Here is a 26,301-nt window from a genome sequence, read left to right as displayed (position 1 = left end):
TGAAATATGAAAGAGGGCGGTTGTAAAAACAATCGCCCTCTTTTTATAACTATATTGAGTTAAATGTTTTCTGATCTGGTGTGTTCTAATTGTTGAACAATTTCATCCAAAGCTTTAATACGCTTAACTTGATCCCATAAGTTTTTAGCTTGTGGGTAGGCTTTAGTCATCATGCCTAACCATTGTTTATAACGACCAACCATGCCAATTTCTGTTTTTGCTTGACCATTTAAAAAGCGAATTTGTAAGTCAACCAGTTGTTCCCAACTGAATAATGCCTCATTCATATTTTCACGAATGCATTGTGTTAAGTCTGGGGTAGTCACAGCACCACGCCCAATCATTAAATCTTCACAGCCAGATTGTTGCTGACAGGCTCTAGCATCAGCATTGGTCCAGATTTCACCGTTGGCAATTACATTAATTTTTAATGCTTCTTTAATGGGAAGAATTTTTTCCCAATAAGCAGGCGGCGTATAACCATCTGCTTTAGTACGAGCGTGAACTGTCAACCAACTTGCACCAGCATCTTCAACAGCATGGGCATTTTCCATGGTGTGATTTTCATCTAGATAACCTAAACGCATTTTTGCTGAAACAGGAATATGAGGAGGTACCGCATCTCTTACCGCTTTAATCAGCATATGTACAACATCAGGTTCATCAAGAAGAACAGAGCCGCCTCGGTGTCTATTTACAGTTTTTGCAGGACAACCGAAATTTAGATCAATTGCTGGTGCACCAAGCTCTACAACTTTCGCTGCATTTGCTGCCAGCATATCTGGATTATTCCCTAAGAACTGGACATGGACAGGTGTATCAGCCACTGTTTTACCGTCATTTTTTAATTCTGGACAAAAACTATAGTAAATATGGTCTGGCAAAATGCTGTCTGTAACTCGAATAAACTCGGTCACACACCAGTCGAAATGACCAACAGATGTGAGTGTATCCCGCATGATCGGGTCAGTTAAACCTTCCATTGGAGCGAGTATGAGTTTCACAGTCTGTGTCACCTGAGCAAAAAGAAAACAGCGTTATACGGGATATGTATAACGCTGTCTAGTATCGATGAAATTTTAATTAATTTAGAGACCCAAAATCATTTCAAGCACAAATTTACTACCAATAAAACCAATGGCTAAAAGCACAAACCCGATTAACGTAAAACGAATAGCCTTTTGTCCTCGCCATCCGAGTTTGTAATGGCCAATCAATAATGATCCATAGATAAACCAGGAAATAATACTAAATACGGTTTTATGAGCGAGATGTTGGGCAAAGAAGCTATCGATAGTCAAGAAACCAAACGCGAGTGCAATTGTTAATAGAATAAAACCAGTAATGATGAGATCAAATAACAAAGATTCCATCGCTTGAATTGATGGGAGTAAATTGACCCAAAAGCGTTTTTTTTGTTTCTTTTTGAGTTCACGATTTTGGAACCACAGCAAAATAGCGTGAATGGTTGCCATCAGTAAAACTGCATAGGCAGATAAAGACAGAATGATATGGACATCAAGGCCTAAAGAGTGTTGCTCAATAAATTGATCGGGTCGGCTGAATGCAAAACCTAAAATCAGGCCAATAGCTGCTACAGGAATGCCTAACAAGTTTAACGGTACAATGGGGCGAAAAATACTAAAAATTAAACTTAACAACAGCATAAGCCACGATGTAAAAGATACTAAATTAAAAACATCGTAGTTAATTCCCGCCGGTGTCAGCATGGCGTGGCATAAAACTGTGCCGTGCAACAGGAGTGCCAAAATTGCAACAACAGCAAATAACCATGGGTTTGGTTCACGTTTTGACATTAAACGAATAAACAGATACCAGAAAGAAGTGGTATATGCAATGAGTGCCAAAATTGTGTAAACCAAGGGGAGGCTAATCATGTCAAACCTTTTTCAGGATTAATTCATCTATATAAGATATAAATTCGCTGCGAACTAAAGTATCCTATAGCATTCTATGCATAAATTTTCTATTTCGAGAAAGATTTTTTTGCAACTAGCCATTTTAAGCGGATTTTGCAATGTTTGATACCTTAACAGAACGACTCACACAGAGTTTAAGAAATGTTACTGGCTCAGGGCAGCTGACCGAAGACAATATTAAAGATACCTTACGTGAAGTACGTATGGCACTTCTTGAAGCCGATGTCGCGTTACCTGTAACTCGTGAATTTATCGCGAAAGTTAAGGAAGAGGCATTGGGCCAGGAAGTGATGACTCAGTTATCGCCAGGCCAGGCATTTGTAAAAATTGTCTATGACGAACTCACCAAGATGATGGGTGAGGCGAATGAAACACTTGATTTAAGTGCTAAGCCTCCCGTTGTTGTATTACTTGCTGGTTTACAAGGTGCGGGTAAAACGACAACTGCCGCTAAGTTGGCACGTTTCTTAAAAGAGCGTCAAAAGAAAAAAGTAATGACGGTTTCTGCGGACGTTTACCGTCCAGCTGCGATCAAGCAGTTAGAAACTGTCTCTAACGAAGTTGGTGCTGGTTTTATTCCTTCAGATGCTTCTGAAAAGCCAATTGATATCGTTAATCGTGCAATTGAACAGGCAAAAATCCAGTTTGCTGATGTATTGATTGTCGATACCGCAGGTCGTTTACATGTCGATGTAGACATGATGGACGAAATTAAAGAATTACATGCCGCTGTTAAGCCAACTGAAACCTTGTTTGTGGTTGATGCCATGACAGGTCAGGATGCTGCAAATACAGCTAAAGCCTTTAATGATGCATTGGCACTTACAGGTGTGATTCTTACTAAAACTGATGGTGATGCACGTGGTGGTGCAGCGCTTTCTGTGCGTGCAATTACGGGTAAGCCAATCAAGTTCTTGGGTATGGGTGAGAAGCTTGATGCTTTAGAACCATTCCATCCAGATCGTGTTGCTCAACGTATTTTAGGCATGGGTGACGTACTTTCTTTAGTCGAGGAAGTTGAACGTAAAATCGACAAAGAAAAAGCCGAAAAAATGGCTAAAAAATTGCAAAAAGGAGGCAGCTTCAACTTTGAAGATATGCTGATGCAATTTGAGCAAATGAAAAGTATGGGCGGCATGATGGGCTTCTTAGATAAGTTGCCTGGCATGAGCGGTGCAGGAATTCAGCAGGCGATTGAGCAAGCGAATCCTGAAAAACAGGTCAAGAAAATGGAAGCTATTATCCAGTCGATGACCGTTAAAGAACGCCGTAATCCAGACTTGATGAACCCAAGTCGTAAAAAACGTATTGCAGCTGGTTGTGGTATGGATGTTGCTGAAGTGAATAAACTCATTAAGCAACAAGCACAAATGGCTAAAATGATGAAGAAGTTTGCGAATCCATCTGGTATGAGCAAAATGATGCGTTCATTAGGCAATATGCAAAAACAATTTGGCGGCGGCGGTGGCGGCGGAATGGGACCACTCTTTGGCAACAACGACCAAAAGAAATAAGCTCATAAAATATAAAAGGCGCAACAAGCGCCTTTTATTTTGCCCTACATTTTAGTCTTTAGGATAATGAGCAATATATTGTTGTAACCCTTTGAGTAAAAGATCAGTTTCTACAACTGGATCATATTTTTTCAAGAACTTGGCAAATAGTTGTGCATCTCCACCGGTAAGGAGCAGTTTTTTCGGAGATTGCTGCATAATATTTTCGATAGTACTAATAAGGCCTAACAAAATACCGTGATGGACTGCATCGACGGTGTTGTTGCCTGGGTTTAGATTATCAAAAGCTGAGTCAGGAATTTTAATGCCTTTTGTATTTTGAATAAGTGCATCGCGTTGCAGATAAAGGTTGGGTAAAATGTAACCGCCTAAATGTTGTTTGCCTTGCGTTAAATCAATCGTTAAAGCTGTTCCACATCCAATAATACAATAGTTTTCATTAGCCTGAGCCACAGCAAGTACTTGTAACCAACGGTCAATCCCGAGCTGGCTTGGTACCTCATAGCCACACTTTAACTCAGCATATTCAGCATGAACTTTTGCAAAAACAACTGGAATTTCAAGCCATTTTAGAATTTGTTGAATACGTTGATTATTCTCGGCATCTAAGACGGATGACACTCCAATTCGATGTAGGCCTTGATGCTTAAAATGTTGAATTAACCCAAGTAATAAATCGGCAGGGGATTGCAAATGCAGTTCTGCAGCATGCTCAATAGTTTGGTGGTTTTCAGTAATCCAGTATTTTAAACGAGTGTTTCCGATATCGAGCCATAAACTTTTCATGGAGAAACACCTGTTTATTGATTGATCTGTGGTCTTAAACGACCTTGATAAAACTGTTTAGGTTCTGGAGTTTCAAGTATGACGGCTCCATCATTGGAAATTCCAACAAAACGACCTTCTACTAGTCCTTGGCTATGCTCAAACTGCACGAATTGATTAATCCATGCGGCATGATGATTAAAACGGCCAGCTAAGTTGTAGCAGCCATGATCGAACCAGCGAGCTGCATTTTGAATAGCGATATACAGCTCTGAAACTAACTCAAGACGGCTGTTTTGCTCTAGACCTAAATCTTCTAAAGAGGTAATCGGCTGATCACTGTCGGTTACGGGTGGCGTTTTTAAATTAATGCCCACACCTACTATAGCCTGATGTTGCGAAAGGGGTTCAACTAAAATTCCACCCCATTTACCTTGCGCACTATATAAATCATTTGGCCATTTTACTTGTAAGCTTAGAGGCTGTAATTGAGGGATTTGCAAAATATTTAGAGCAACTTCAAGTGCTAAGCGCCCATCTAAGGGTGTTCGAGTTTGCACCAATGTGCTTAAATAAATGTTTCCTTCAGGTGAAATCCATTGCCGTTGATGTTGACCTCGCCCTTGAGTTTGTTGAGCACTGCAAACCAAGCCTGTTGTAATGCCTTTTTGGGCAATTTCACGAATATCATCATTGGTCGAAGTTGTGGTTGCTTTTAATAAAACCACTTCTGGAAGCTGGTTTTTTGCGCTTAAAAGTTGTTGTAGTTGGCGAGTCTCTAAATCCATGTTGAATATGAGCAGAGTGGTAAAACATTTATGGAGTTAATCATATATTTACTCATTGGCGCAATTGCTGGTTTTACTGCCGGATTGTTTGGGGTTGGTGGTGGATTAATTATTGTACCAATCCTCTATGTCGTTTTTACCCAGTTACACTATGACCCTGCGGTAATCATGCATATTGCAGTAGGAACATCACTTGCGACCATTATTGTAACGTCCTTTAGTTCGGTGTCGGCTCACCATAAAAAAGGAGCTGTACTTTGGCCAGTTTTTCGTAATTTAGCACCCGGGCTCATTATTGGTTCATTTTTGGGTGCTGGTATTGCTGATCTGATGTCTGGTCAACATTTGCAACTTCTTATAGGGATTTTTGCTGTTTTCATGGCTTATCGTATGTTTAAAGGTGCCCATGTTGTAGTTGATCCAACACGTCAGCTTCCTTCAGCATCTATGCAAGTGATAGCAGGTGGCGGAATTGGTGTTGCCTCTGCAATTTTTGGAATTGGGGGAGGAAGCCTAACCGTACCGTATTTAAACCGTCATGGCATCGTTATGCAAAAAGCAGTCGCAACTTCTGCTGCTTGTGGTTTACCTATTGCAATTGCGGGTGCAATTGGCTTCATGTGGTTTGGTGCTAAAGAACACATCTCTGTACCTAACACGATTGGTTATGTGCACATCTATGCTTTTATCGGCATTAGTGTTATGAGTTTTATTACAGCCAAGTTTGGAGCAAAAGTCGCTCATGCATTGTCACCGCAAATGTTAAAAAAATGCTTTGCCTGTTTGTTAGTCGTGGTAGGTAGTTATTTTATTTATAAAGGCATTATGCATTAGAGAATAAAATATTAACCTTAACAAGACTACGATCTAAGAGCTTGAATTTTTAGAAATTCGAGCTTTTTTTATTAAAGAATATAAGAACATTCGGGGCTTTTATTCATCCGATTTTGGTGTTGTTTTTAAATGGGTTGGCTTAAAATGCAATGAAATTGTCAGACAATGACATAGTTTTTAATCGATGGGATCAGTTAAAAACAAGGATGCGAAAGAAAAGCATGGATTAATGCATATAAAAAGTAGCGGGTGATTTATGAATCTCGAAGAGACAGAAAGTCTTTCTGAGCAAATTGTCAAATATATTAGCGAACAGATCATTAGTGGCGAGCTGGTTGAAGGCGAACGTATTCAAGAACTACGTATTGCTAAAGAGCTTGACGTGAGCCGAGGGTCAGTTCGTGAAGCATTGTTATTATTAGAGCGTACTCATTTAATTGAGATATTTCCACGCCGTGGGGCAATTGTTTCAGAAATGTCTGCACAGCAGGTTAAAGCACTGTTTGACACAAACATGATGTTGTTGGGGCATATTGTTCAACGAATAAGTGAAACATGGCGGGCACATGAAGCAGATCAATTGCAGTTATTGTTAGAACAACTTCTTGAGCATGTAAAAGCAGGGGATATCGAGAAATTTTATGATGGTGTTTTCCAATATCTGGCTGAACAGCAAGATATGGTCGGAAATCCTTATCTAATGAAATTCTATAAAGAGTTATTGCCTTCATTACGTCGTAGTTATTTTTTGACCTTAAATACTTCTAAACGAGAACTACAAGAAGCATTTGCATTATTTAAACTCGTGATTGATGCAATTTTGATCCGAAAATCACAACAAGCCGCTTTATTTATGGAAGATTTTTGTCGACACTTACGTAACCTTGTGTTGGAATCGCTGACACGAATGAAACAGATTGAATTGGCCTGGGCAAGACGCTCACGCCGCTAGTTAGGGCATTATGCGTTTAAGCAGTTTAAAACTTTCCGGCTTTAAATCTTTTGCAGATAGTACAACTTTAAATTTTAAGGCTAACCGCACAGCAGTGGTTGGTCCAAATGGTTGTGGCAAATCAAATGTAATTGATGCCATTCGTTGGGTGATGGGTGAGTCAAATGCTCGTCAACTGCGTGGTGGTAGCATGCAAGATGTTATTTTCACAGGAACTTCTAAACGTAAGCCAGTTGGTGTGGCGAGTGTTGAGCTACGTTTTGATAATACGTATGGCAAGTTAGGTGGATCCTATAATGCTTATAATGAGCTAGCTGTTCGTCGTCAGGTCACCCGTGAAGGCAAGTCCGAATATTTCTTAAATGGCACACGTTGTCGTCGTCGTGATATTACCGATATTTTCTTGGGAACAGGATTAGGGCCACGTTCTTATGCGGTGATTGAACAGGGCATGATTAACCGTTTGGTTGATGCCAAGCCTGAAGAAATGCGTATTTTTATTGAAGAGGCAGCAGGTGTTTCACGCTATCAGGCTCGTCGACGCGAAACTTTGCAACATCTTGAGCATACTGAGCAAAACCTTTCACGTTTAGAAGATATTGCCCTAGAGTTAAAATCGCAGCTTAAGACGCTTAAACGCCAATCAGAAGCAGCCGTTCAATATAAAACATTAGAAGGTCAGATTCGTACGCTTAAGATTGAAATTTTATCTTTTCAGGCAGATAAAAGTGTACGCTTACAAGAAGAATATACGGTTCAAATGAATGAACTGGGCGAAAATTTTAAGTTGGTACGTTCAGAGCTAAGTACGATTGAACATGATTTGGAAGCAACTAGTGCTTTATTTCAGAGACTCATTCAGCAATCTTCACCACTACAACACGAATGGCAGCAAGCTGAAAAAAAACTATCTGAACTGAAAATGACTCTGGAACAAAAACAGAGTTTATACCAGCAAAACAGTACGACTCTCGTTCAATTAGAACAGCAAAGATTCCAAACTAAAGAACGTTTACAGCTTTCTGAATTGCAACTTGAAACGTTGAATAATCAGTTAGATGAACAAACTGAAGCCTTAACTGCAATTGAGCATACTGCAACGGAAGCTGAACAAAACTTTGCTGATTTACAATCCCAGCAAAAACAAGCACAACAACAGTTTGAACAAGTAAAAGCTCAGGTTGAAAAACAACAGCAGCAAAAAATGCAAATGTCTGCCCAAATTGAGCAGTTAGGCAAAAATGTTCTAAGAATTGAGCAACAAAAAGAAACGTTGCAACATCAAGCAAGTCAGATTCAATCGCATGTTCATGAAGATGAACAGGGTGAGCTTGAGCAACTGCAACAGCAGCTTCATCGTGAAATTGCGACACTTGAGACTGAAATTGAGCAGCTCTCACAGCGTTTAGAGCAGTCTCAACAGCAACATCAGGCAAGTAAAAATCAACAGCAAACGCTGAAAACAGAAATACAAGTTTTATTATCAGAGCAGAAAAACTTAAGCCAGCTTGTTGCTAAGCAAAGCCCGAAGCAACATCAAGATGCACTACGTTTAATGCAAGCTTTGCAATTAACAGAGCAAGGCAAACCACATGCGCAGATTATTGAAAAGTTTTTAGCAAAATGGTTACAAGCTCATATTCTTGAGACCGAACAAACTTTTCAAGAAGGGGTTGCTCGCCAGTTAAAACCTTCAGAGCAAACAAATCAATTTAAGCAAAACTTAGCTTGTTTAAATGATTGGATTGCATCTCCACAGCTATCAATCTTTTCGAATGTAGCGATTGCACAAGATTTGACTCATGCTTTAAATGAGCAAAAGCAACTGCAACATGGGCAGTCTATTTTGACTTTAGATGGTTATCATGTCGGGCAGGATTGGGTCATTGCTCTTATGTATGATGACGAGAGTCAGAGTGCCCAAGGCATGCTCAGTCATCGCATTCGTCTAGATGAAATTGAACAAGTTCTTGAAAAGCAACAACCCGAATTACAAGCATTAGATCAAATTGTAGTTCAGCAAAAAGATGAACTAGGGCAGTTGCAGTCTGATGTGCAACAGAAACAGCAAGTTGTTAAACAAAAACAAAAAGACTTACAACAGCTTGATGTGCAAATTGCTAAACAACAAACCGCTGCACAAGCATTTTTACTGCAAAAACAGCAATTGAAAGATCAACTCAGTCAGTTAGATATGCAACTTGAAGAAGATGCGATGCAAAAAGATGATCTGGAGATTGATTTACATGCGCTAGCAATCAAGCTTGAAACCATTTTACCTGACTATAAAACATTGCAATTTCGGGTAGAAGAGTTAACAGAGCAACTAGAGGAACAACAACAAGCTCTGCATCAGCAACAACAAGAACGTGAAATTTTACGTCGTAACAGTACGCAAACGACTCAACAGATAGAGTTGCTTGAAAAAGATATTTCGTTCTTGCAGAGCCAATATCAGCAAATTAATGCTCAAATGGAACAGGCGAAAAAATTTGTTGATCCTATTCAGTTAGAGTTGCCAAATCTTGAGTCCGAATTTCAGCAACAATTTGCTCAAACTGAAAAGTTGCAAAAGAACTGGAATGAATGGCAGCTTGAATTAAATAATGTGCAGGAGAAACAACAAACCCTGACAGATCAGCGTCATCAATATCAACAAAAAGATGAGCAGCTCAGAGAACAACTTGAAGCAAAACGTTTGGCATGGCAAGCAGCTAAGTCAGATCGTGAACATTACCAAGAACAGCTTAAAGAGCTAAATGCCGAGCTCCAGAAGGGCTTACAAATCGATTTAACCGAGCACCAGCAAAAACTGGAAAAAGTACAGAAACAGTTTGAAAAAATTGGTGCAGTTAACCTTGCCGCTTCACAAGAGTTTGAAGAAGTTTCCCAACGTTTTGATGAGTTGAGTCACCAGATTCAAGATCTGGAAAATACGGTAACTCAACTAAAAGATGCGATGAAAAGCATTGATCAGGAAACACGTAAGTTGTTTATGACAACGTTTGATCAGATTAATCAAGAGTTGCAAAATCTGTTTCCAAAGGTCTTTAATGGTGGTGAAGCAAGTTTAAGTCTTGAAGATGACTGGCAATCTGGTGTTAAACTGATGGCAAGACCACCAGGTAAGAAAAATAGTTCTCTAGCATTACTTTCCGGTGGAGAAAAGGCTTTAACAGCTTTAGCATTAGTATTTGCGATTTTTAGATTGAATCCGGCACCGTTTTGTGTGTTAGATGAAGTGGACGCACCACTTGATGATGCGAATGTTCAGAGATATTGTAATTTGGTAAAAGAGCTTTCTGAACATGTACAATTCATTTACATTACACATAACAAGCTGGCGATGACCATGGCAACTGATTTGTTGGGTGTGACCATGCCTGAACCGGGTACATCAAAATTAGTCACTGTCGATTTAGAACAGGCAAAAGAATACGGGTTAGTTTCGGAGTCATAGAATGGAAATCAATACGATTATTGGCATCGTTGTCGCCATTATTATTATGCTAATTGGCTTAAAAATGATTTTAAAAAAGTCAAACCATGCTGAACCCTCATTAGACAGTGATTTGCATATTAATCCTGATAGTAATCAGCCGGTTATACCTAGGCATGTGAGAGATCAGCTTGAGCAAGCTGAAGCTGAGGGTGTATCGGCGACTAGCGCAGAGCGAGTAGAGCCGACTTTAAATGCGGTGTCACAAGTTAGTGAAACAAAACAAACAGAAACTTTGGCTGTAGAACCTACTAAATCAATTTCGGCCGAACAAATTCAACCAGTTGTTGAAACGTCTCCAGATGAAATTAAATCTGAAGACACTGTAAAAAACTCTATCATTAACACAGATCGTTCAGTTGAGTTGGTTGATACGGTTTCTGTTAAATCAGAAGAAAGCTTGGAACCTGAAAGTGAAAAGGCTGAGCCTGAGTTGAGTTTGAACCCAAATATTGAAACTGCCGAAATTGCTGAATTTGAAGGTGAGAGTAATATTCTGGATGTGCATTTGCATGAACAGCAACGTTATGATGATGAAAGTGCATTAGCGATGGCTGAACAGATTATTGCATTAAATGTCTACCCGAACCCTCGTCGCGCGTTGTCTGGTGATAAAGCACTTAAAGTACTGCTGAAATACGGTTTACGTTATGGCGAAATGTCATGTTTCCATCGCTATGAAAATACTGATGAGCCGAGTGTACTTATGTTTTCAGTACTGCGTATGACTGACAATGGACCAGCTGGGTTTGATCTTGAAACCTTATCTACTGAACAAGTCCAAGGGTTGGCATTTTTCCTTGCGCTTCCAAACAGTAAAGCCGTGACTGGTTTTGACATGATGGCGAGTATTGCAGGTTTAATTGCTCGTGAAATTGATGGCAAAGTTTATGATGAGAATAATCTTGAATTTACACCACAGTTAAAAGAGCACTGGCGTCATCATGTGATTGATTATCGTCCGGCACAGGCGACCGCCTAGTTTTAATTTTTTACATTCGTTGCGATAATTGCAACATATCTAGTCGCAGTTCAGGGTGGAGAAATTTCCACCCTTTTTTATGGTGAATAACATAATGGCAACAACTTCCGTGATCGAACAGATGCGTCAGCTTATTCAACTGATTGCAAAGCATAACCATGCATATTATGTGATGGATCAGCCGACAATCTCGGACAGTGAATATGATCATTTATTTCACCAGTTAAAAGCTTTAGAAGAGCAATATCCAGAACAGGTTCAATCAGATTCTCCAACTACAAAGGTAGGCGGACAAGCACTCTCTAAATTTCAAAGTGTGACCCATGTGGTTCCTATGCTTTCTTTGGGGAATGTTTTTAATCAGGAAGACTTGTTTGCATTTGCACGCCGTGTCGAAGAGCGTTTGCCCAATCAAAAAGTACAATATGAAGTAGAACTAAAACTCGATGGTCTTGCGATTTCGCTTTGGTATGAAAACGGTGTGTTAATACGTGGTGTTACACGTGGTGACGGAGAAACCGGAGAAGACATTACCCAGAACGTTAAAACGATTCGCAACTTGCCTAAAGTGTTGCATTCGGATCATTTTGAAATTCCACGCCTGCTTGAAGTACGCGGTGAAGTGCTCATGCCAAAGTCTGGCTTTGAAAAACTCAATGCCGATCAGGAAGCAAAAGGCGATAAAACGTTTGCGAACCCGCGTAATGCAGCAGCTGGTAGTTTAAGACAGCTCGATCCGAATATTGCTGCTGGCAGACCGTTAGCGTTTTATGCTTATGGTATTGCTCAGTGCGAACCAAATCATGGCTTAACCACCATGCATGATAGCCTACAATGGCTAACGAAACTTGGATTTGAAATTGCTGAACGTCAATATCTATGTAATTCAATTCAAGAAGTACAACAACGCTACGAGCAAATTCAGCAAGAACGTCCAGATCTACAAGTTGAAATTGATGGGATGGTCGTAAAGGTTGATGACTTAAAACAACAACAACAACTTGGTTTTTTAAGTCGTGAGCCACGTTGGGCAACTGCTTATAAATTCCCTGCACAAGCTGCATTAACTACGGTTGACCAGATTGATTGGCAAGTGGGGCGTACAGGTACTCTGACTCCTGTAGCACGCTTAAACCCTGTATTTGTGGGGGGGGTTACGGTTTCCAATGTGACTTTACACAACATTGGTGAAATCCATCGTCTTGATGTACGTGTTGGCGATACGGTTAGTGTTTACCGTACCGGCGATGTTATTCCTAAAGTAGAAAAAGTTTGGCCAGAGTTCCGTTCGGCTGAAGCTGAAATTGTACATTTACCTGAAAGCTGTCCTGTTTGTGCCTCACCCGTTGTGATGCCTGAAGGGGAAGCTTTAGCGCGTTGTTCTGGTGGTCTTTATTGTGCTGCTCAGCGAATTGAAGCCATTCGTCATTTCGTGTCACGTAAGGCTCTCGATATTGAAGGTTTGGGCGATCGTTGGGTAGAGTCTTTATTACATCTCGATTTACTCAAAGATGTTGCCGATATCTATCATTTACATGAGCATCGAGAAACTTTACTTGGCATTGAAAAAATGGGCGAGAAGTCGGTACAAAATCTGATTGATGCCATCGAAGCCAGTAAAAAAACAACTCTTGCGCGTTTTATTTATGCTTTAGGAATTCGTGGGGTAGGTGAAACTACTGCCAGAATGTTAGCCAATACTTTCCAAACTTTAGAAGCCCTAAAAGCTGCCGATGTTGAAGCTTTAAAGAAAACACCGGATGTAGGCGATATTACCGCAGAATGGATTGCTGACTTTTTCTTGGCGCCTCATAACCTTGAAGTGCTAGATCGTTTAATTGCAGCAGGAATTCATTGGGATGCGCCGACTGCACCAACACGTCAGCCATTAAATGGTGAGAGTTGGGTTTTAACAGGTACATTAGAGCAAATGACCCGTGATCAAGCGACCCAAATGCTACAAGCATTAGGCGCGCGCGTGAGCGGTAGTGTGTCAAGTAAAACCAAATGTGTTGTTGCTGGTGAAAAAGCAGGTTCTAAATTAGAAAAAGCAGCAAAACTTGGTATTGTCGTTATGAATGAGACTGATTTCTTATCACTTATGGCGAGCTATGGGCAGACCTTAAGCGAATAAACCTACCGAAATAAGAACCATTGATTTTAGTTACAAATTTATAAATTGATGGTTTATGTCATATTTTAACGCTTGTCTGAGCTTACAAATCGGACAAGCGTTTCTTTTTACAGAGAAAATTTAATTAAATTAAACTGCAAATGCGTATGTTTCTCATTTTAATTTTATAAAAATCATAAACTTAACTATTTTTTGCTTTGCAATCATTTTTAAGATTGCCCATAATAGTTCTCATACGATAGGAGATTTATTATGCGTGGCAATCCAGAAGTCATAGACTATTTAAATATGCTCATTGGCGGAGAATTGGCTGCCCGTGATCAATATCTAATCCATTCTCGTATGTACGAAGATTGGGGTTTAAATAAAATTTATGAACGTATTGATCATGAGATGCAAGAAGAAGCTTCTCATGCTGATGCGATCATTCGCCGTGTATTGTTTTTAGGTGCTAAACCAAACATGCATCGTGAAGACATTAATGTCGGTACAGACGTTGTATCTTGTTTAAAAGCTGATTTGGCGCTTGAATATCATGTTCGTGAAAAATTAGCGACAGGTATCAAACTCTGTGAAGAGAAAGGCGATTACATTAGCCGTGATATGTTACGTCAACAATTATCTGATACTGAAGAAGACCATACCTACTGGTTAGAAAAGCAATTACGTTTAATTGAGTTGATTGGCTTACAAAACTATATTCAATCTCAAATTTAATAAAAGGACCCAGCTAAGGCTGGGTTTTTTATTGGCTTATTTTAATAAAACTAACTCATCGCTTAAATGTTAATTTTGTCAAATTTAATATATTCAAAGCCTTACTATATAAGGCTTTGGTAGTTACAAAAAAGTCAGAAAAATTGTATCACACCCCCTGTTTTTTTTATGAAATTGGATATAATTTCGCCAACAAAACCCTTGCCTAGAAACTTCATGAGGCAAGGGTTTTTCTATGGAAAATCGGTTGGTATGGATCGCCAATGATTTTATGGTGAGTTCGCGAAATATGTTATTTACCAAACCTGCTGTTTTAGATACAGCTACTCTCTTAAGCACACAGCGTCTTGCAACACGACTAAGCTTTTTTAGCTTAGGTTTTGCGACCGCAGCTTGGGCACCTCTTATTCCTTTTGCACAGCAACGTTTAAACCTCAATCATGCCGATTTTGGTTTGCTTTTGCTTTGTATGGGTATCGGCTCAATGATTGCGATGCCTGCGACTGGTGCTTTAGTCAAGCGTTGGGGATGTCGGCCATTAATTGCGTTGGCATTGATGCTGTTAATGGTGTTATTACCTAGCCTAACGATGTGGAACAGCATTGTGATGATGGCTGTAGCATTATTTGTGTTTGGGTCGGCAGCAGGCTGTCTTGGGGTAGCTATAAATTTACAGGCAGTGGTTGTTGAAAAACATAGCCTGCGAGCTCTGATGTCTAGCTTCCATGGAATGTGTAGTCTTGGCGGCTTAACTGGGGCTATGCTGGTGACTGCATTATTGGCAGTAGGTCTTTCTCCATTAATGAGTACTTTGTCTGTTGTAATGATTTTGCTTGTCATTGGTGCAGTTGCTATTCCTCCTTGTTTAACGTCTTTTGAACAGGATGAAAAGCCACATCAAGAAGCCGATACATCTAAAAAACTCTATCGACCTAACAGCATTATTCTGCTTATTGGCATGATGTGTTTTATTGCCTTTTTATCAGAAGGTGCGGCAATGGATTGGGGTGGTATTTATTTAACAAGTAAGTATGAACTTAATCCAGCCTTTGCTGGTCTTGCTTATACCTTTTTTGCTCTGAGCATGACGACTGGACGTTTTACGGGCCATATCTTGCTAAAGCAATGGGGTGAAAAAAATGTTGTAACTTATAGTGCCATTGGTGCAGCAATTGGTATGGCGGTTATTGTGACTGCACCCGTATGGCAAGTGGTTGTATTAGGCTATGCACTTTTAGGGTTAGGCTGTTCCAATATTGTGCCAGTGATGTTTTCTCGCGTAGGTCGACAAAACGATATGCCTAAAGCAGCAGCACTTTCTTTAGTATCAACGATTGCCTATACAGGTTCATTAAGTGGACCAGCTTTAATTGGTTTAATTGGTGAATGGACTGGTCTAAGTACAGTTTTAACAGGTGTAGCAGTATTACTATTTATTATTGCTTTACTTAATCGCTTTACACTCGCAAAGGCGAATTAATTTATAAATAATAGAAACAATCTAAAGAACATCGAGAAATTTAATTTCTCGATGTTCTTTTATTTAGATTTATAAAACATGATAGATAGATTGATAATTGTCTTGTAATAAGCGCTGAGGTTTCATCAGTAAAGTTGGTGTTTTTTCCAAATCATCTAAGAAATCGTTTCTCCAATGAGTAAGATCAGATGCTGATAAACCCTCTATCAATTGTTGATAACGATTGATACGCTCAGCTTTAGACATTTCTAAAGCCATTTTTAAAGCATCCATCATTGCCGCTCTGTCTTGCGGATCAACAATCAAGGCTTGAGACATTTGCTCAGCAGCACCAGCATATTTAGATAAAATGAGAACACCAGGATTCTCCGGATCTTGAGCTGCAATATATTCTTTAGCGACTAGGTTCATACCATCGCGTAGTGAACTAATCCAGCAAATATCAGAGTGACGATAAATATGCATGAGATTATGGTGTTGAACTGGATCATAGCAACAATCTACAGGTCTCCAATCTTCATGTGCAAACTCTTCATTAATCAATTCCAACTTGGTCTTAAAACGTTCGTATAAACGTTGATAAACTGCAATATCAGTACGTGACGGTGTTGCAACTTGCAGATGTCGGACTAAGCCATGATATTCAGGATTAGTTTCTAAGAAGGTTGCAAATGCATTAAAACGTTCAAGTAAACCTTTTGAATAATCAATTCGGTCAACCCCAATGATTGTTTTGTGACGAGGTATTTCTTCAAAATTAAACACACAAGGGCTTAGTAAGTCTTGTTGTGCTTGTTTTTGAATAAGCTCCGGCTGAACGCCAATCGGGTACGATTTAATGAGTATTTGACGTTTTTTGTAGCTAATACTGTTGCTTTGAATTTTCTGAGCTTCAAGTAAACTCAGGCAAGTCTGCATGCAGGCATTTTGGTCAATCTGAGTTTGTAAGCCAATGACATCATACTGGCTCAAGTCTTGAATTAACTCTCGGGCCACGGGGATTTTGAGCCAGATGTTCAGGCTAGCAAAAGGGATATGTAGAAAGAAACCAATTTTATTTTGCATGCCTAATTCACGGCAGTAACGGGCTACACTAAAAAAATGATAATCATGTATCCAGATGATATCTTCAGGCTGAGCAAGCTGTTTTAACTTTTCAGCGAATAATCGATTGACCTTTTGATAGGTATTATATTCTTGCGAATCATATTCAATAAGATCCTCTCGGTCATGCATCGCTGGCCACAGAACCTTATTTGCAAAACCACAGTAATATTGCGCGTATTGTTGATGAGTGAGAGGGCAGGTGATGTAATCAATTCCCTGCGAATAGGCCTGCTCAAATTCTGGCGCTTCGCTATCGGTAATTTGCTGACCATTCCAGCCTAACCAAATACCATTGCTATCATTCAATGCATCTTGTACAGCTACAGCAAGGCCACCTGCTGAAGCCTTACCAGATGGCATACTTATTCGGTTCGATAATACGATTAATTTAGACATATTTTTTCTCCATTCTGATTTCGGCTATTTTTGACATATAAGTTTTTTATTCTGTTTTGAAATAAAAAAAGAAAATTAGCGACGTCATCGATATCTTTTAATCTATATTTGGCATGTGTTTCACCAGAACCTACTTTAATGGTGAGGCCAGATTGCTGATTAATACAAATAAAACCAGATTCATCTGTTAAATCATCTCCTATAAAAATAGGTAATGCTGAGGGTAAATTGAGATGATTTAATATAGTTTGAATTGCTTTACCTTTATCAGCTTGGTCAGGAATTAATTCAACCACAAATTTCCCCCTGTTTATTTTTAACTGGGGATAAAAGGATTTAATTTGTTGCATTATATTAAATGCATGGTTTTCTAATTTTGGATTTTTACGATAATGTAAAGCAATAGAATATCCTTTGTTTTCAATTAATAGTTCAGGATATTTATCGCAAGATTCTATAATATCTTGTTTTAATTTTTTAAAATTAATACTGCTTAAATCTGGTCGAATATAATTATCTGAACTAAAATAAATATCTAAACCATGTAAGCCCGCGATGGGAACTTCAATAGGGTGTAACAGCTTGCCTGCTGTATCTATATCACGACCTGTTACAGCAATAACTGGAATATTTAATTCAATAATTTTTTTTATAATTTCTAATGTGGTTTTTGGAATGAAACTCTGCTCAGGATTAATTTGAAATGGTGCTAAAGTTCCATCAATATCTAAAAATAAGCAGTAATTTTTATCTAAGGATAAAGTATTTATAATATCACTGGGTGTAACAAAATATGTGTTTTTCTCTCTCCCATCAGATATTGTACTTTGACTGTTCATATTAGCCTTCCCAATATTTTTTTTGATCAATAATTAATCTTCTAACATTAAAATGAATTGATGAGTCATTTTTTTTAATAAAAAAACATAAGTATTAACATTAATTACATTGCATAATGGATTTATAGGCGAAGTGTGGAGTATGTTGTTTTTTGATTGGCTTCAATGTTTAGATAATTAAATTTTTGTATGTTTCCTATTAATAATGCGGGTTTTATTTATCAATATATTTCAGAATATTAATGGGTTTTAATACGTGATTTAAAATCAATATTTTAAATTTTAAGGCTGATTTTAAAAGATATTTTCTTGAAATATTAATATATAATTTGCATTAAATGAGCTTTGGGTAAGAATATGACGTTACAAAATAAAATTTTATTGATTACAGGGTGGGGAGTAGGAATTGAACCTTTGCAACCATTAAAATTTCATTTGCAACAGAAGGGTTTTGACGTACAACTTATTAATATATTTGATGTTTTAACTAGTAGTTTCCAGAAACAGCTTGATTTGTTGAATGATGTCGATACTGTAATTGGGTGGTCTTTAGGAGGTCAGTTAGCAGCTTACTTAGTTGATTCTTTTTATAAGAGCACTGGTCTAACTAAAACTTTAATTACACTTGCTTCTAATCCATGTTTTGTTGCTAACACTAATTGGCAGACTGCAATGCCTACTGATATATTTAATCAATTTAAAGCTTCTTTTTTGCAAAACCAACAAGCCACTTTAAAGCGCTTTTATTATTTAATTACTCAAGGATCAGCACAAGCTAAAAAAGATTGGCTAAACATGCAAAACATAGCAAATCCACCCTCTTATGAGTTGTTATTACAAGGGTTAGAAATGTTAGAGCAACTAAACTTGGTGGATAACTTAAAAAATTACTCAGGTCCACAGCTTCATTTATTTGCAGAGCAAGATGGTGTCATTCCTTGCAAAATTGAGGGAAATTTTGCACATATCGCGACAGAAAAGATGAAATACAAAGTATTAAATGAAGCTACTCATGCTTTTCCATATCTACAAGTAGAACGAACAATTGAAGAAATCTGCCAATTTTTAACAATTCATCAGCAAAGTTAATCAGCTTTGATTGATATCGCAATTTTCTTTCATTCTTAACAGGTTTAACATGTGTTCAATGAAAGATTTGAACGCTGTAAAAGGGTAAATAGGATGACCGATAATTTTGATTTGGAACATATTTGGCATCCTTATACTTCAATGACCCAACCTTTACCAACATTTAAAGTTAAACGTGCTTATGGTGCGATTATTGAGTTAGATGATGGTAGGACTTTAATTGATGGTATGTCATCTTGGTGGTGTGCAATTCACGGTTATAACCATCCTGAATTGAATCAGGCAGTGACCAATCAATTACAAAACATGTCTCACATCATGTTTGGTGGATTAACCCATGATCCTGCAATTGAACTTGGAAAAATTCTTTTAAAAATTACCCCGCCAAGTCTCGATAAAATTTTCTATGCAGATTCAGGTTCTGTTGCCGTTGAAGTTGCTTTGAAAATGGCAGTGCAGTTTTGGACTGCTCAAGATAAACCGCAAAAAACAAATTTTATTACAACGCGTTCTGGCTACCATGGGGATACATGGAATGCGATGTCGGTGTGTGATCCAGTTACAGGCATGCATCAGATTTTTGGTACAAGCTTACCAAATCGTCTTTTTGTTGCAGCACCACAAACCAAATTTCATGAAGAATGGAATCCACAAGATATTGCAGAATTAGAACAAGCGATTCAGCAAAATCATGAGCATCTTGCAGCATTAATTATTGAGCCGATTGTACAGGGTGCAGGCGGCATGCGTTTTTATCATCCTGAATATCTACGTCAAGCCAAAGCACTTTGTGAACAATATAATTTGTTATTAATTTTTGACGAAATTGCGACAGGCTTTGGGCGTACTGGTAAGCTCTTTGCGTGGGAACATGCACAGGTCGAGCCGGATATTATGTGCATAGGTAAAGGGCTCACAGGCGGTTATATGACACTCTCTGCTACCTTAACGACGAAGCATGTTGCCGAGACCATTAGTCGTAGTGAGGCTGGAGTATTTATGCATGGTCCAACCTTTATGGCTAACCCGCTTGCTTGTGCTGTTGCCTTAAAAAGTACGCAATTATTAATTGAGCAAGATTGGCAGGCTAATATTCAGCGAATTGAACAACAACTTACTCAATACTTAACACCGCTCAATCAGCTTGATTATGTTGCTGATGTAAGAGTATTGGGAGCAATAGGGGTAGTTGAACTCACTGTTAATGTTGATATGAAAACATTGCAGCAACAGTTTGTTGATCGTGGAATTTGGATTCGTCCTTTTGGTAAATTGGTCTATGTAATGCCACCTTATGTGATTACCAGTCAGGAATTAAGCTATTTGCTTGAGCAGTTGGTTGAGGTTGTTAAAACCATGCAGGGAGTGCATTGAAATGTCGTTGCTTGATCATTTTGCTATCCAATTAGATGAACTAAAACAACACGGCAATTTCAGACAGTTCACTCAAAATGTACAGCATGAGCGTTTTATTACGATTCAAAATAAAACGATGCTGAACCTAGCTTCAAACGATTATCTTGGCCTAGCTGCGGATGTAAAACTTCGTGAAGAGTTTTTAGAAAATTTTCCAGTCGAACGTAGCTATTTTAGTTCTTCGTCATCACGTTTATTAACGGGTAATTTTGAAGAATATGAACAATTAGAAAATAGCCTAAGCCAAGCATTTGGTGGTCGGGCGGCACTATTGTTTAATAGTGGCTACCACATGAATATCGGTATTTTGCCAGCTGTTGCCGATGGGAAAACTTTAATTTTGGCTGATAAGCTGGTTCATGCGAGCATGATCGACGGTATACGTTTATCGGGTGCGCAATATGTACGTTATCGCCATAATGATTTGCAGCACTTAGAACAACTTCTTCAGAAATATCATGATGATGACAATATTGAACGCATTATTGTGGTGACTGAAAGTATTTTTAGTATGGACGGTGATGAAACTGATTTAGCCGCTTTAGTGCAGCTAAAAAAACGCTTTGCCAAAACTATGCTGTATGTTGATGAAGCACATTCAATTGGTGTGCGTGGTCAACAGGGTTTAGGGTGTGCTGAACAATACAATGTCATTCAAGATATCGATTTTTTAGTGGGGACATTAGGTAAAGCACTAGCGGCAGTGGGGGGATACATTATTTGTCACCCAATTATTAAAGATTATCTCATTAATAAAATGCGCCCACTTATTTTTAGTACCGCTCAACCCCCAATTATTATGGCTTGGGCAGACTTTATTTTTCAAAAAGTATTAGTTGCTCAATCTCAGCGTGAACATTTACAAAGTATTAGCCAATATCTTCAACAAGCTGTTGTGCAAAAGGGTTATGTAAGTCCATCGACCAGCCATATTATTCCAGTCATTGTGGGAGAAAGTCAGGCTGCTATCGATAAGGCAAAGCAGGTTCAGCAAAGTGGTTTTTATGCCATGCCTGTGCGCCCACCGACTGTACCCAAAAATAGTTCGCGTTTGCGTATTTCTTTAACGTCAATGGTACAGCAACATGAGCTTGAAGAATTGGTGAGTTTTCTGTGAGTCTGAATAAAAACTTGGTTGCCCAGCGTTTTGCTAAAGCAGGGCAAAGCTATTCAGAGCATGCAATTGTTCAAAAACAAATTTGCCAAAATTTAACGGTTTTACTCCAGCAGTTTTGTACTACAACGATGTCACGTGTCTTTGAAATTGGTTGTGGTTCTGGCAATTTAACTCGTCTTATTGCTGCATCTTTTCAGATTGAAGAGTTAATTTTGAATGACTTGTATGCAGATGTGCAGCAGCACTTTAACCATCAAGAAAATTTGAAATGGTTGATTGGTGATATTGAAACTTTAGCGTTTCCGCAGCAGCTCGACATGATCGTTTCAGGTTCGGCTTTACAATGGATGCAAGATTTACCTCGCGTACTTCAACATTGTCATACTGCTTTAAATGAAAAAGGCTGGTTATGTTTTTCAACTTTTGGGCCAAGAAACTTAATCGAGATTAAAGAATTAACAGGGCAAGGTTTAAGTTATTGGTCTATTGAAAATTGGAACAATGCCTTAACTTTGGCGGGTTTTGAAGTTCTGCATTTGTCTGAGTCAGAAGCCCAACTCTATTTCGATTCGCCTAAAGCTGTATTGCAGCATTTAAAAGCAACAGGTGTGACTGCAACTGCACGTCATCGTTGGACTAAGCAAACTTTACAACAGTTTTATCAAGATTATGATTGGTTTAAGCATGCCGAGGGATATTCCTTAACATATCATCCGATTTATTGTATTGCCCGGAGAATGAAGTAAATGAGTGGTCAGATCTATTTTGTGAGTGGGATTGATACCGAAATTGGTAAGACCTACGCGACAGGCTTTTTAGCAAAATTATGGACCGAACAGGGTAAAAAAGTGATTACCCAAAAACTCATTCAGACGGGTAATGCTGATATTTCTGAAGATATTGAAAAGCATCGTGCAATTATGGGACAGGGTTGGTTTCAAGAAGATCATGACAAACTCACCATGCCGGAAATTTTTAGTTATCCTGCTTCGCCTCATCTGGCAACACGCCTAGACAACAGAGAAATTGACTTTCAAAAAATTGAAAATGCAACTCAAACATTAGCTGAGCGTTTTGATATTGTTTTACTCGAAGGAGCTGGTGGATTAATGGTGCCCTTAACCACCAGTCTACTCACCATTGATTATGTGGCTCAGCATCAGTTCCCCGTTATTTTAGTGACCTCGGGTCGTCTAGGAAGTATTAACCACACTTTACTTAGTCTTGAAGCGCTCAAGTCTCGTGGGCTGAAATTGCAAGCTTTGGTATATAACTTAAAAGATGAATCAAAAGATCCATTAATTTCTCAAGATACTTCAAATTATTTGAAAGACTATTTAGCAATTCATTTCCCTGAAGCTGAGTGGATTGAGCTGGCAAAAATGAGTTAATTTAAAATAGGCTATAAAAAACCGCTCTTATAAGAGCGGTTTTTTTATGCATTATTTAATATTTTAGAATTTCTTAGAACCACGGTTAAAACCAGTCGATTTACGTTGGTTACCAGTATTCACAGGAGCTTCTTTTTCATCATCGCGACGTTGTTGACGTAAGAAACCACCACGACGAGCTGCCATTGGCTTTTCGGTCATACGGTCAGTACGACGTTTTGCCATACCAAATAAACCTGTCCCTTGACGTGGTTTTAACTCAACAGATTTTGCTAGATTATCGATATCAGTTTTATCGAGTTCCATCCAGCGGCCAGTACGTAATTCGCGTGGTAAAATAACTGTACCGTAGCGTGTACGCAATAAGCGGCTTACTTTAAGTTCTTGTGATTCAAAAATACGACGAACCTCACGGTTACGACCTTCTTTCACCACTACTTGGTACCAGCGGTTAATACCTTCACCACCAATTTCCGAGAAAGATTCGAATTTAGCTGGACCATCTTCAAGCTCTACACCAGTTACCATTTTTTGGCGTATTTTAGGCGTTACTTCACCCATAACTCGAACAGCATATTCACGTTCAATTTCATTTGATGGGTGCATTAAGCGGTTAGCAAGCTCACCATCATTTGTGAACAACAATAAACCAGTACTGTTAATATCTAGACGACCTACCATTACCCAGCGGTCATTTGCAATTTGTGGTAAATGATCAAATACGGTTGGGCGTTTTTCAGGGTCATTACGTGAACAGATTTCACCTTCTGGTTTATAGTAAATCAATACACGGCGACGAATTTCGTCTTCAATTTGAAACTGAACTTTACGGCCATCAATGCGTAATTCATCGCCTGGTTCAATGCGCTCACCCACTTGGGCAACACGGCCGTTCACACTCACGCGTCCTGCGGCAATAACCTCTTCCATATATCGGCGGGAACCTAATCCGATCCGCGCTAATACTTTTTGCAATTTTTCACTCATGACAGCACAACCTTAGACATAATGATCAACAGTCCACCTCTTTATGATTTCGGTGCATTTGCATCGAGGGCCATAAAGGCTTCCTTGGCGTTCTGTAGGGGAGGCAATTGGCCTAGCGAAGCTAGACCAAAAGCATTCAGAAACTGAGGCGTTGTAATTAGCAACGCAGGTCTTCCGGGTAAATCTCTAAAACCGGCTTCTTTAATCCAGTTCCAGTCAAATAGTGTTCTAAGAATCTGACTATTATTAGATACACCACGAATTTGTTCAATATCAGCACGGGTAACCGGTTGATGATAAGCAATGACAGCCAGTGTTTCTAGTAATGAAGGCGACAGTTTTGTTGGTCGCTCTGGCCATATTTGCGCAATAATACTACGATATTTAGATCTTACCTGAAAGCGAAACCCTTGCGCTGTTTCAATCAACTCAATAGATCGGCCATGTTGTAATAGCGCGAGCTGTTGTAAAAGTTGACGAAGTTGTTGTTTATTATATTGATTGTTAAATGCTTCTTTTAAACGGGCAATTGAAACTGGCGCTTCACTGGCAAAAATAATTGCTTCAAGTTGTAATAAGACTTCATGATGAATGTCAGCTAATGACAAATCACTATTATTTTGTTCAAAGCTCATATTGAAGATCCTTGAATTGCTAAAGGAGCTTCAATACCAGAGGCAATAATTTTAACTCGCTGTTGTCGGGTTAACTCTAAAACAGCCATAAAAGTCACAACCATTCCCATGCGACCTTGCAAAGGATTGAGTAATTCTTTAAAACTTAACACGTCACCAGACTCTAATTTCTCTTCAATATATGCAATGCGTTCTTCGAGTAATACAGGCTCTTGAGCCACGACATGAATAACGGGTTCTGGGCGATTAAACACACAGAACAACGCATCATGTAATGCTGAAATATCATAGCCTTCATAAACAGGAGCGATATGACCTAAGCTTACATTTGCACTGAATGTATCGCGCTCAAGAATTGGCATTTGACCTAAACGCTCAGCCGCTTGCTTAATGCGTAGATAGGTTTCAAGTCGATCAATAAGTTCCTGTTTAGGATCTTTTTCAATACTTATAACCGTAGGTTTTGGCAAAAGTAGACGAGATTTCAGGTCAGCTAATAAAGCTGCCATCACCATATAATCAGCAGTCAGCTCAATATTTAACGACTTCATACTATCCATATAGGTTAAATATTGAGTTGCTATAGGAGCAATATCGACTTGAATTAAATCAAAACCGTTTTTTTGAATCAGATAAATTAAAAAATCTAGTGGGCCTTCAAACTGTTCGAGCAAAATCTCAAATGCAGCAGGAGGTATATAGAGATCTTCAGGAATCTTGTCATGCCACTCATCTAAAACACGGATGTGTGGAGCGTCTTCCATGGATTGATGAAGTGATTGATTCATTACGATTATAAGCCACGCGAATTTTCAAAAGCATGAGACTTGTTATTCAAGTCAAAGAGAGCTGTAAATAGAAGAACAGCAGATAGTGGAAATCATTCTAAATGAATTGTGCCTTTTAATAAATTACTTAACGACTAAAGTGTAAAAAAAATCCAAAATAAATAAAGAGTATTTTTTTGAGTGATAATACTTTTTTTAAAACTATTGGTAAAAATTGTAAGTGCTTATTCAAAAGCACTTACATCGCCAATACCACGGCGAATAATTTCAGGATGTTCACCCGATAAATCAACAATACTTGTGCTTGTTAAAGTACCGAAACCACCATCAATAAATACATCAATTCGTTTATCTAATTGATTTTCAATATCGTATGGATCATCTAGGGGATCTTCTTGTCCTGGTAAAATTAATGTACTCGTGAGTAGGGGTTCACCAAGTTCTTTTAATAGAGCCTGACAAATTGGGTTACTTGGAATACGTAAGCCAATGGTTTTCTTTTTAGGGTGCATCAACCTACGAGGAACTTCACTGGTTGCAGGTAAAATGAAAGTCGTAATGGCAGGTGTATTGGCTTTTAATAAACGATAAGTTGCATTATCAACTTTTGCATAAGTTGCAATATCTGATAAGTCGCAGCACATAATTGCATATTGATGCTTCGGCCCTAAACCGCGAATCTGCGCAATACGTTCCATAGCATTTTTATTACCGATTTGACAGCCAATTGCGTAGGCAGCATCGGTAGGGTAAACCACAACATCTCCGGCACGAATGCGTTCAACCGCTTGGCTAATGAGGCGTTGCTGTGGATTTTCAGGATGTACATGTAAATGCATCATATTTTGGAGACTCCATCACGCCAGTGTTAAAAATAATTATTAGGCTTTTTAAATGAACTAGACAAGTAGTGAGCGTAGTTTTTTTGTCA

23 protein-coding genes are annotated in these 26,301 nt (G+C 38.7%); 13 read left to right on the top strand and 10 right to left on the bottom strand.

From position 1 onward, the window contains the following. Positions 1 to 59 precede the first annotated feature (59 nt). Both BMW38_RS14425 and ccsA read right to left on the bottom strand, forming a co-directional pair. Positions 60 to 1,004: a tRNA dihydrouridine synthase gene (locus BMW38_RS14425; RefSeq protein ID WP_213031173.1), complete on the bottom strand. Its 945-nt coding sequence runs from the start codon at positions 1,002 to 1,004 to the stop codon at positions 60 to 62. An 84-nt stretch (positions 1,005 to 1,088) separates the two neighbouring features. After that, positions 1,089 to 1,898, bottom strand: a complete 810-nt coding sequence (ccsA, locus tag BMW38_RS14420) for a cytochrome C assembly family protein (protein WP_017388838.1) — start codon at positions 1,896 to 1,898, stop codon at positions 1,089 to 1,091. 140 nt (positions 1,899 to 2,038) lie between these two features. Here ccsA and ffh point away from each other — a divergent pair, with 140 nt between their 5' ends. After that, complete coding sequence (ffh, locus tag BMW38_RS14415) at positions 2,039 to 3,454, top strand: signal recognition particle protein (RefSeq protein ID WP_092709281.1); 1,416 nt, start codon at positions 2,039 to 2,041, stop codon at positions 3,452 to 3,454. 51 nt (positions 3,455 to 3,505) lie between these two features. On the opposite strand, the gene BMW38_RS14410 is transcribed toward ffh, so the two are convergent. Together BMW38_RS14410 and BMW38_RS14405 are read right to left on the bottom strand one after the other, a co-directional pair. Further along, a complete protein-coding gene (locus BMW38_RS14410) occupies positions 3,506 to 4,240 on the bottom strand; it encodes a pantothenate kinase (protein ID WP_092709278.1) in 735 nt (244 codons plus the stop codon). 14 nt (positions 4,241 to 4,254) lie between these two features. Further along, positions 4,255 to 5,007, bottom strand: coding sequence for a biotin--[acetyl-CoA-carboxylase] ligase (locus BMW38_RS14405; protein ID WP_092709275.1), 753 nt, complete (start codon positions 5,005 to 5,007; stop codon positions 4,255 to 4,257). A 30-nt stretch (positions 5,008 to 5,037) separates the two neighbouring features. Between BMW38_RS14405 and BMW38_RS14400 the strand changes: the two genes are divergently transcribed. The 7 genes from BMW38_RS14400 to BMW38_RS14370 all read left to right on the top strand — a co-directional run bounded on the left by BMW38_RS14400 (position 5,038) and on the right by BMW38_RS14370 (position 15,605). Beyond that, positions 5,038 to 5,841 carry a sulfite exporter TauE/SafE family protein gene (locus BMW38_RS14400; RefSeq protein ID WP_092709271.1) on the top strand — a complete coding sequence of 268 codons (804 nt, stop codon included), beginning with the start codon at positions 5,038 to 5,040 and terminating at the stop codon, positions 5,839 to 5,841. A 256-nt stretch (positions 5,842 to 6,097) separates the two neighbouring features. Then, positions 6,098 to 6,793 carry a GntR family transcriptional regulator gene (locus BMW38_RS14395; RefSeq protein WP_003653383.1) on the top strand — a complete coding sequence of 232 codons (696 nt, stop codon included), beginning with the start codon at positions 6,098 to 6,100 and terminating at the stop codon, positions 6,791 to 6,793. Between the two features lie 10 nt (positions 6,794 to 6,803). Then, positions 6,804 to 10,253 (top strand): chromosome segregation protein SMC, encoded by a 3,450-nt coding sequence (gene smc, locus BMW38_RS14390; protein ID WP_092709268.1) that lies wholly within the window; start codon positions 6,804 to 6,806, stop codon positions 10,251 to 10,253. A gap of 1 nt (position 10,254) precedes the next feature. Continuing rightward, a complete protein-coding gene (locus BMW38_RS14385; protein WP_092709265.1) occupies positions 10,255 to 11,274 on the top strand; it encodes a cell division protein ZipA C-terminal FtsZ-binding domain-containing protein in 1,020 nt (339 codons plus the stop codon). Between the two features lie 94 nt (positions 11,275 to 11,368). Then, positions 11,369 to 13,408 carry an NAD-dependent DNA ligase LigA gene (ligA, locus tag BMW38_RS14380; protein ID WP_092709262.1) on the top strand — a complete coding sequence of 680 codons (2,040 nt, stop codon included), beginning with the start codon at positions 11,369 to 11,371 and terminating at the stop codon, positions 13,406 to 13,408. A gap of 252 nt (positions 13,409 to 13,660) precedes the next feature. Further along, a complete protein-coding gene (bfr, locus tag BMW38_RS14375; RefSeq protein ID WP_001214863.1) occupies positions 13,661 to 14,125 on the top strand; it encodes a heteropolymeric bacterioferritin subunit Ftn in 465 nt (154 codons plus the stop codon). A gap of 289 nt (positions 14,126 to 14,414) precedes the next feature. After that, positions 14,415 to 15,605 carry an MFS transporter gene (locus BMW38_RS14370; protein ID WP_092709378.1) on the top strand — a complete coding sequence of 397 codons (1,191 nt, stop codon included), beginning with the start codon at positions 14,415 to 14,417 and terminating at the stop codon, positions 15,603 to 15,605. Positions 15,606 to 15,674: 69 nt separating this feature from the next. On the opposite strand, the gene BMW38_RS14365 is transcribed toward BMW38_RS14370, so the two are convergent. Beyond that, the gene (locus tag BMW38_RS14365) at positions 15,675 to 17,108 is read right to left on the bottom strand and encodes an alpha,alpha-trehalose-phosphate synthase (UDP-forming) (RefSeq protein WP_213031172.1); all 1,434 of its coding nucleotides are present in this window, start codon (positions 17,106 to 17,108) and stop codon (positions 15,675 to 15,677) included. Continuing rightward, entirely contained in the window at positions 17,096 to 17,947 is an 852-nt protein-coding gene (otsB, locus tag BMW38_RS14360) for a trehalose-phosphatase (protein WP_092709259.1), read from the bottom strand. Before otsB ends, BMW38_RS14365 begins: the two co-directional genes overlap by 13 nt. A 357-nt stretch (positions 17,948 to 18,304) precedes the next feature. Between otsB and BMW38_RS14355 the strand changes: the two genes are divergently transcribed. From BMW38_RS14355 to bioD, 5 genes are all read left to right on the top strand, one after another. Continuing rightward, positions 18,305 to 19,036: a hydrolase gene (locus BMW38_RS14355; RefSeq protein WP_092709256.1), complete on the top strand. Its 732-nt coding sequence runs from the start codon at positions 18,305 to 18,307 to the stop codon at positions 19,034 to 19,036. Between the two features lie 93 nt (positions 19,037 to 19,129). After that, positions 19,130 to 20,410, top strand: coding sequence for an adenosylmethionine--8-amino-7-oxononanoate transaminase (bioA, locus tag BMW38_RS14350; RefSeq protein WP_092709253.1), 1,281 nt, complete (start codon positions 19,130 to 19,132; stop codon positions 20,408 to 20,410). A 1-nt stretch (position 20,411) separates the two neighbouring features. Further along, complete coding sequence (locus tag BMW38_RS14345) at positions 20,412 to 21,569, top strand: 8-amino-7-oxononanoate synthase (RefSeq protein ID WP_092709250.1); 1,158 nt, start codon at positions 20,412 to 20,414, stop codon at positions 21,567 to 21,569. Beyond that, positions 21,566 to 22,315 (top strand): malonyl-ACP O-methyltransferase BioC, encoded by a 750-nt coding sequence (bioC, locus tag BMW38_RS14340; protein ID WP_092709247.1) that lies wholly within the window; start codon positions 21,566 to 21,568, stop codon positions 22,313 to 22,315. Before BMW38_RS14345 ends, bioC begins: the two co-directional genes overlap by 4 nt. After that, a complete protein-coding gene (gene bioD / locus BMW38_RS14335) occupies positions 22,316 to 22,960 on the top strand; it encodes a dethiobiotin synthase (protein ID WP_092709244.1) in 645 nt (214 codons plus the stop codon). A 63-nt stretch (positions 22,961 to 23,023) separates the two neighbouring features. Here the strand turns inward: bioD and rluB are convergent, their stop codons facing one another. From rluB to BMW38_RS14315, 4 genes are all read right to left on the bottom strand, one after another. Next, complete coding sequence (gene rluB / locus BMW38_RS14330; RefSeq protein ID WP_003653361.1) at positions 23,024 to 23,947, bottom strand: 23S rRNA pseudouridine(2605) synthase RluB; 924 nt, start codon at positions 23,945 to 23,947, stop codon at positions 23,024 to 23,026. 41 nt (positions 23,948 to 23,988) lie between these two features. Further along, the gene (gene scpB / locus BMW38_RS14325; RefSeq protein ID WP_004641560.1) at positions 23,989 to 24,582 is read right to left on the bottom strand and encodes an SMC-Scp complex subunit ScpB; all 594 of its coding nucleotides are present in this window, start codon (positions 24,580 to 24,582) and stop codon (positions 23,989 to 23,991) included. Further along, positions 24,579 to 25,370 carry a segregation and condensation protein A gene (locus BMW38_RS14320; protein ID WP_016802315.1) on the bottom strand — a complete coding sequence of 264 codons (792 nt, stop codon included), beginning with the start codon at positions 25,368 to 25,370 and terminating at the stop codon, positions 24,579 to 24,581. Before BMW38_RS14320 ends, scpB begins: the two co-directional genes overlap by 4 nt. Before the next feature lie 224 nt (positions 25,371 to 25,594). Continuing rightward, positions 25,595 to 26,212 carry an L-threonylcarbamoyladenylate synthase gene (locus tag BMW38_RS14315; RefSeq protein ID WP_003653356.1) on the bottom strand — a complete coding sequence of 206 codons (618 nt, stop codon included), beginning with the start codon at positions 26,210 to 26,212 and terminating at the stop codon, positions 25,595 to 25,597. Between the last annotated feature and the right edge of the window lie 89 nt (positions 26,213 to 26,301).

The sequence above is a fragment of the Acinetobacter sp. yr461 genome (assembly GCF_900110445.1).
GTDB lineage: Bacteria > Pseudomonadota > Gammaproteobacteria > Pseudomonadales > Moraxellaceae > Acinetobacter > Acinetobacter calcoaceticus.
The sequence above is the reverse complement of the archived record's forward strand: the minus strand, read 5'-3'. Positions and strand labels throughout refer to the sequence as shown.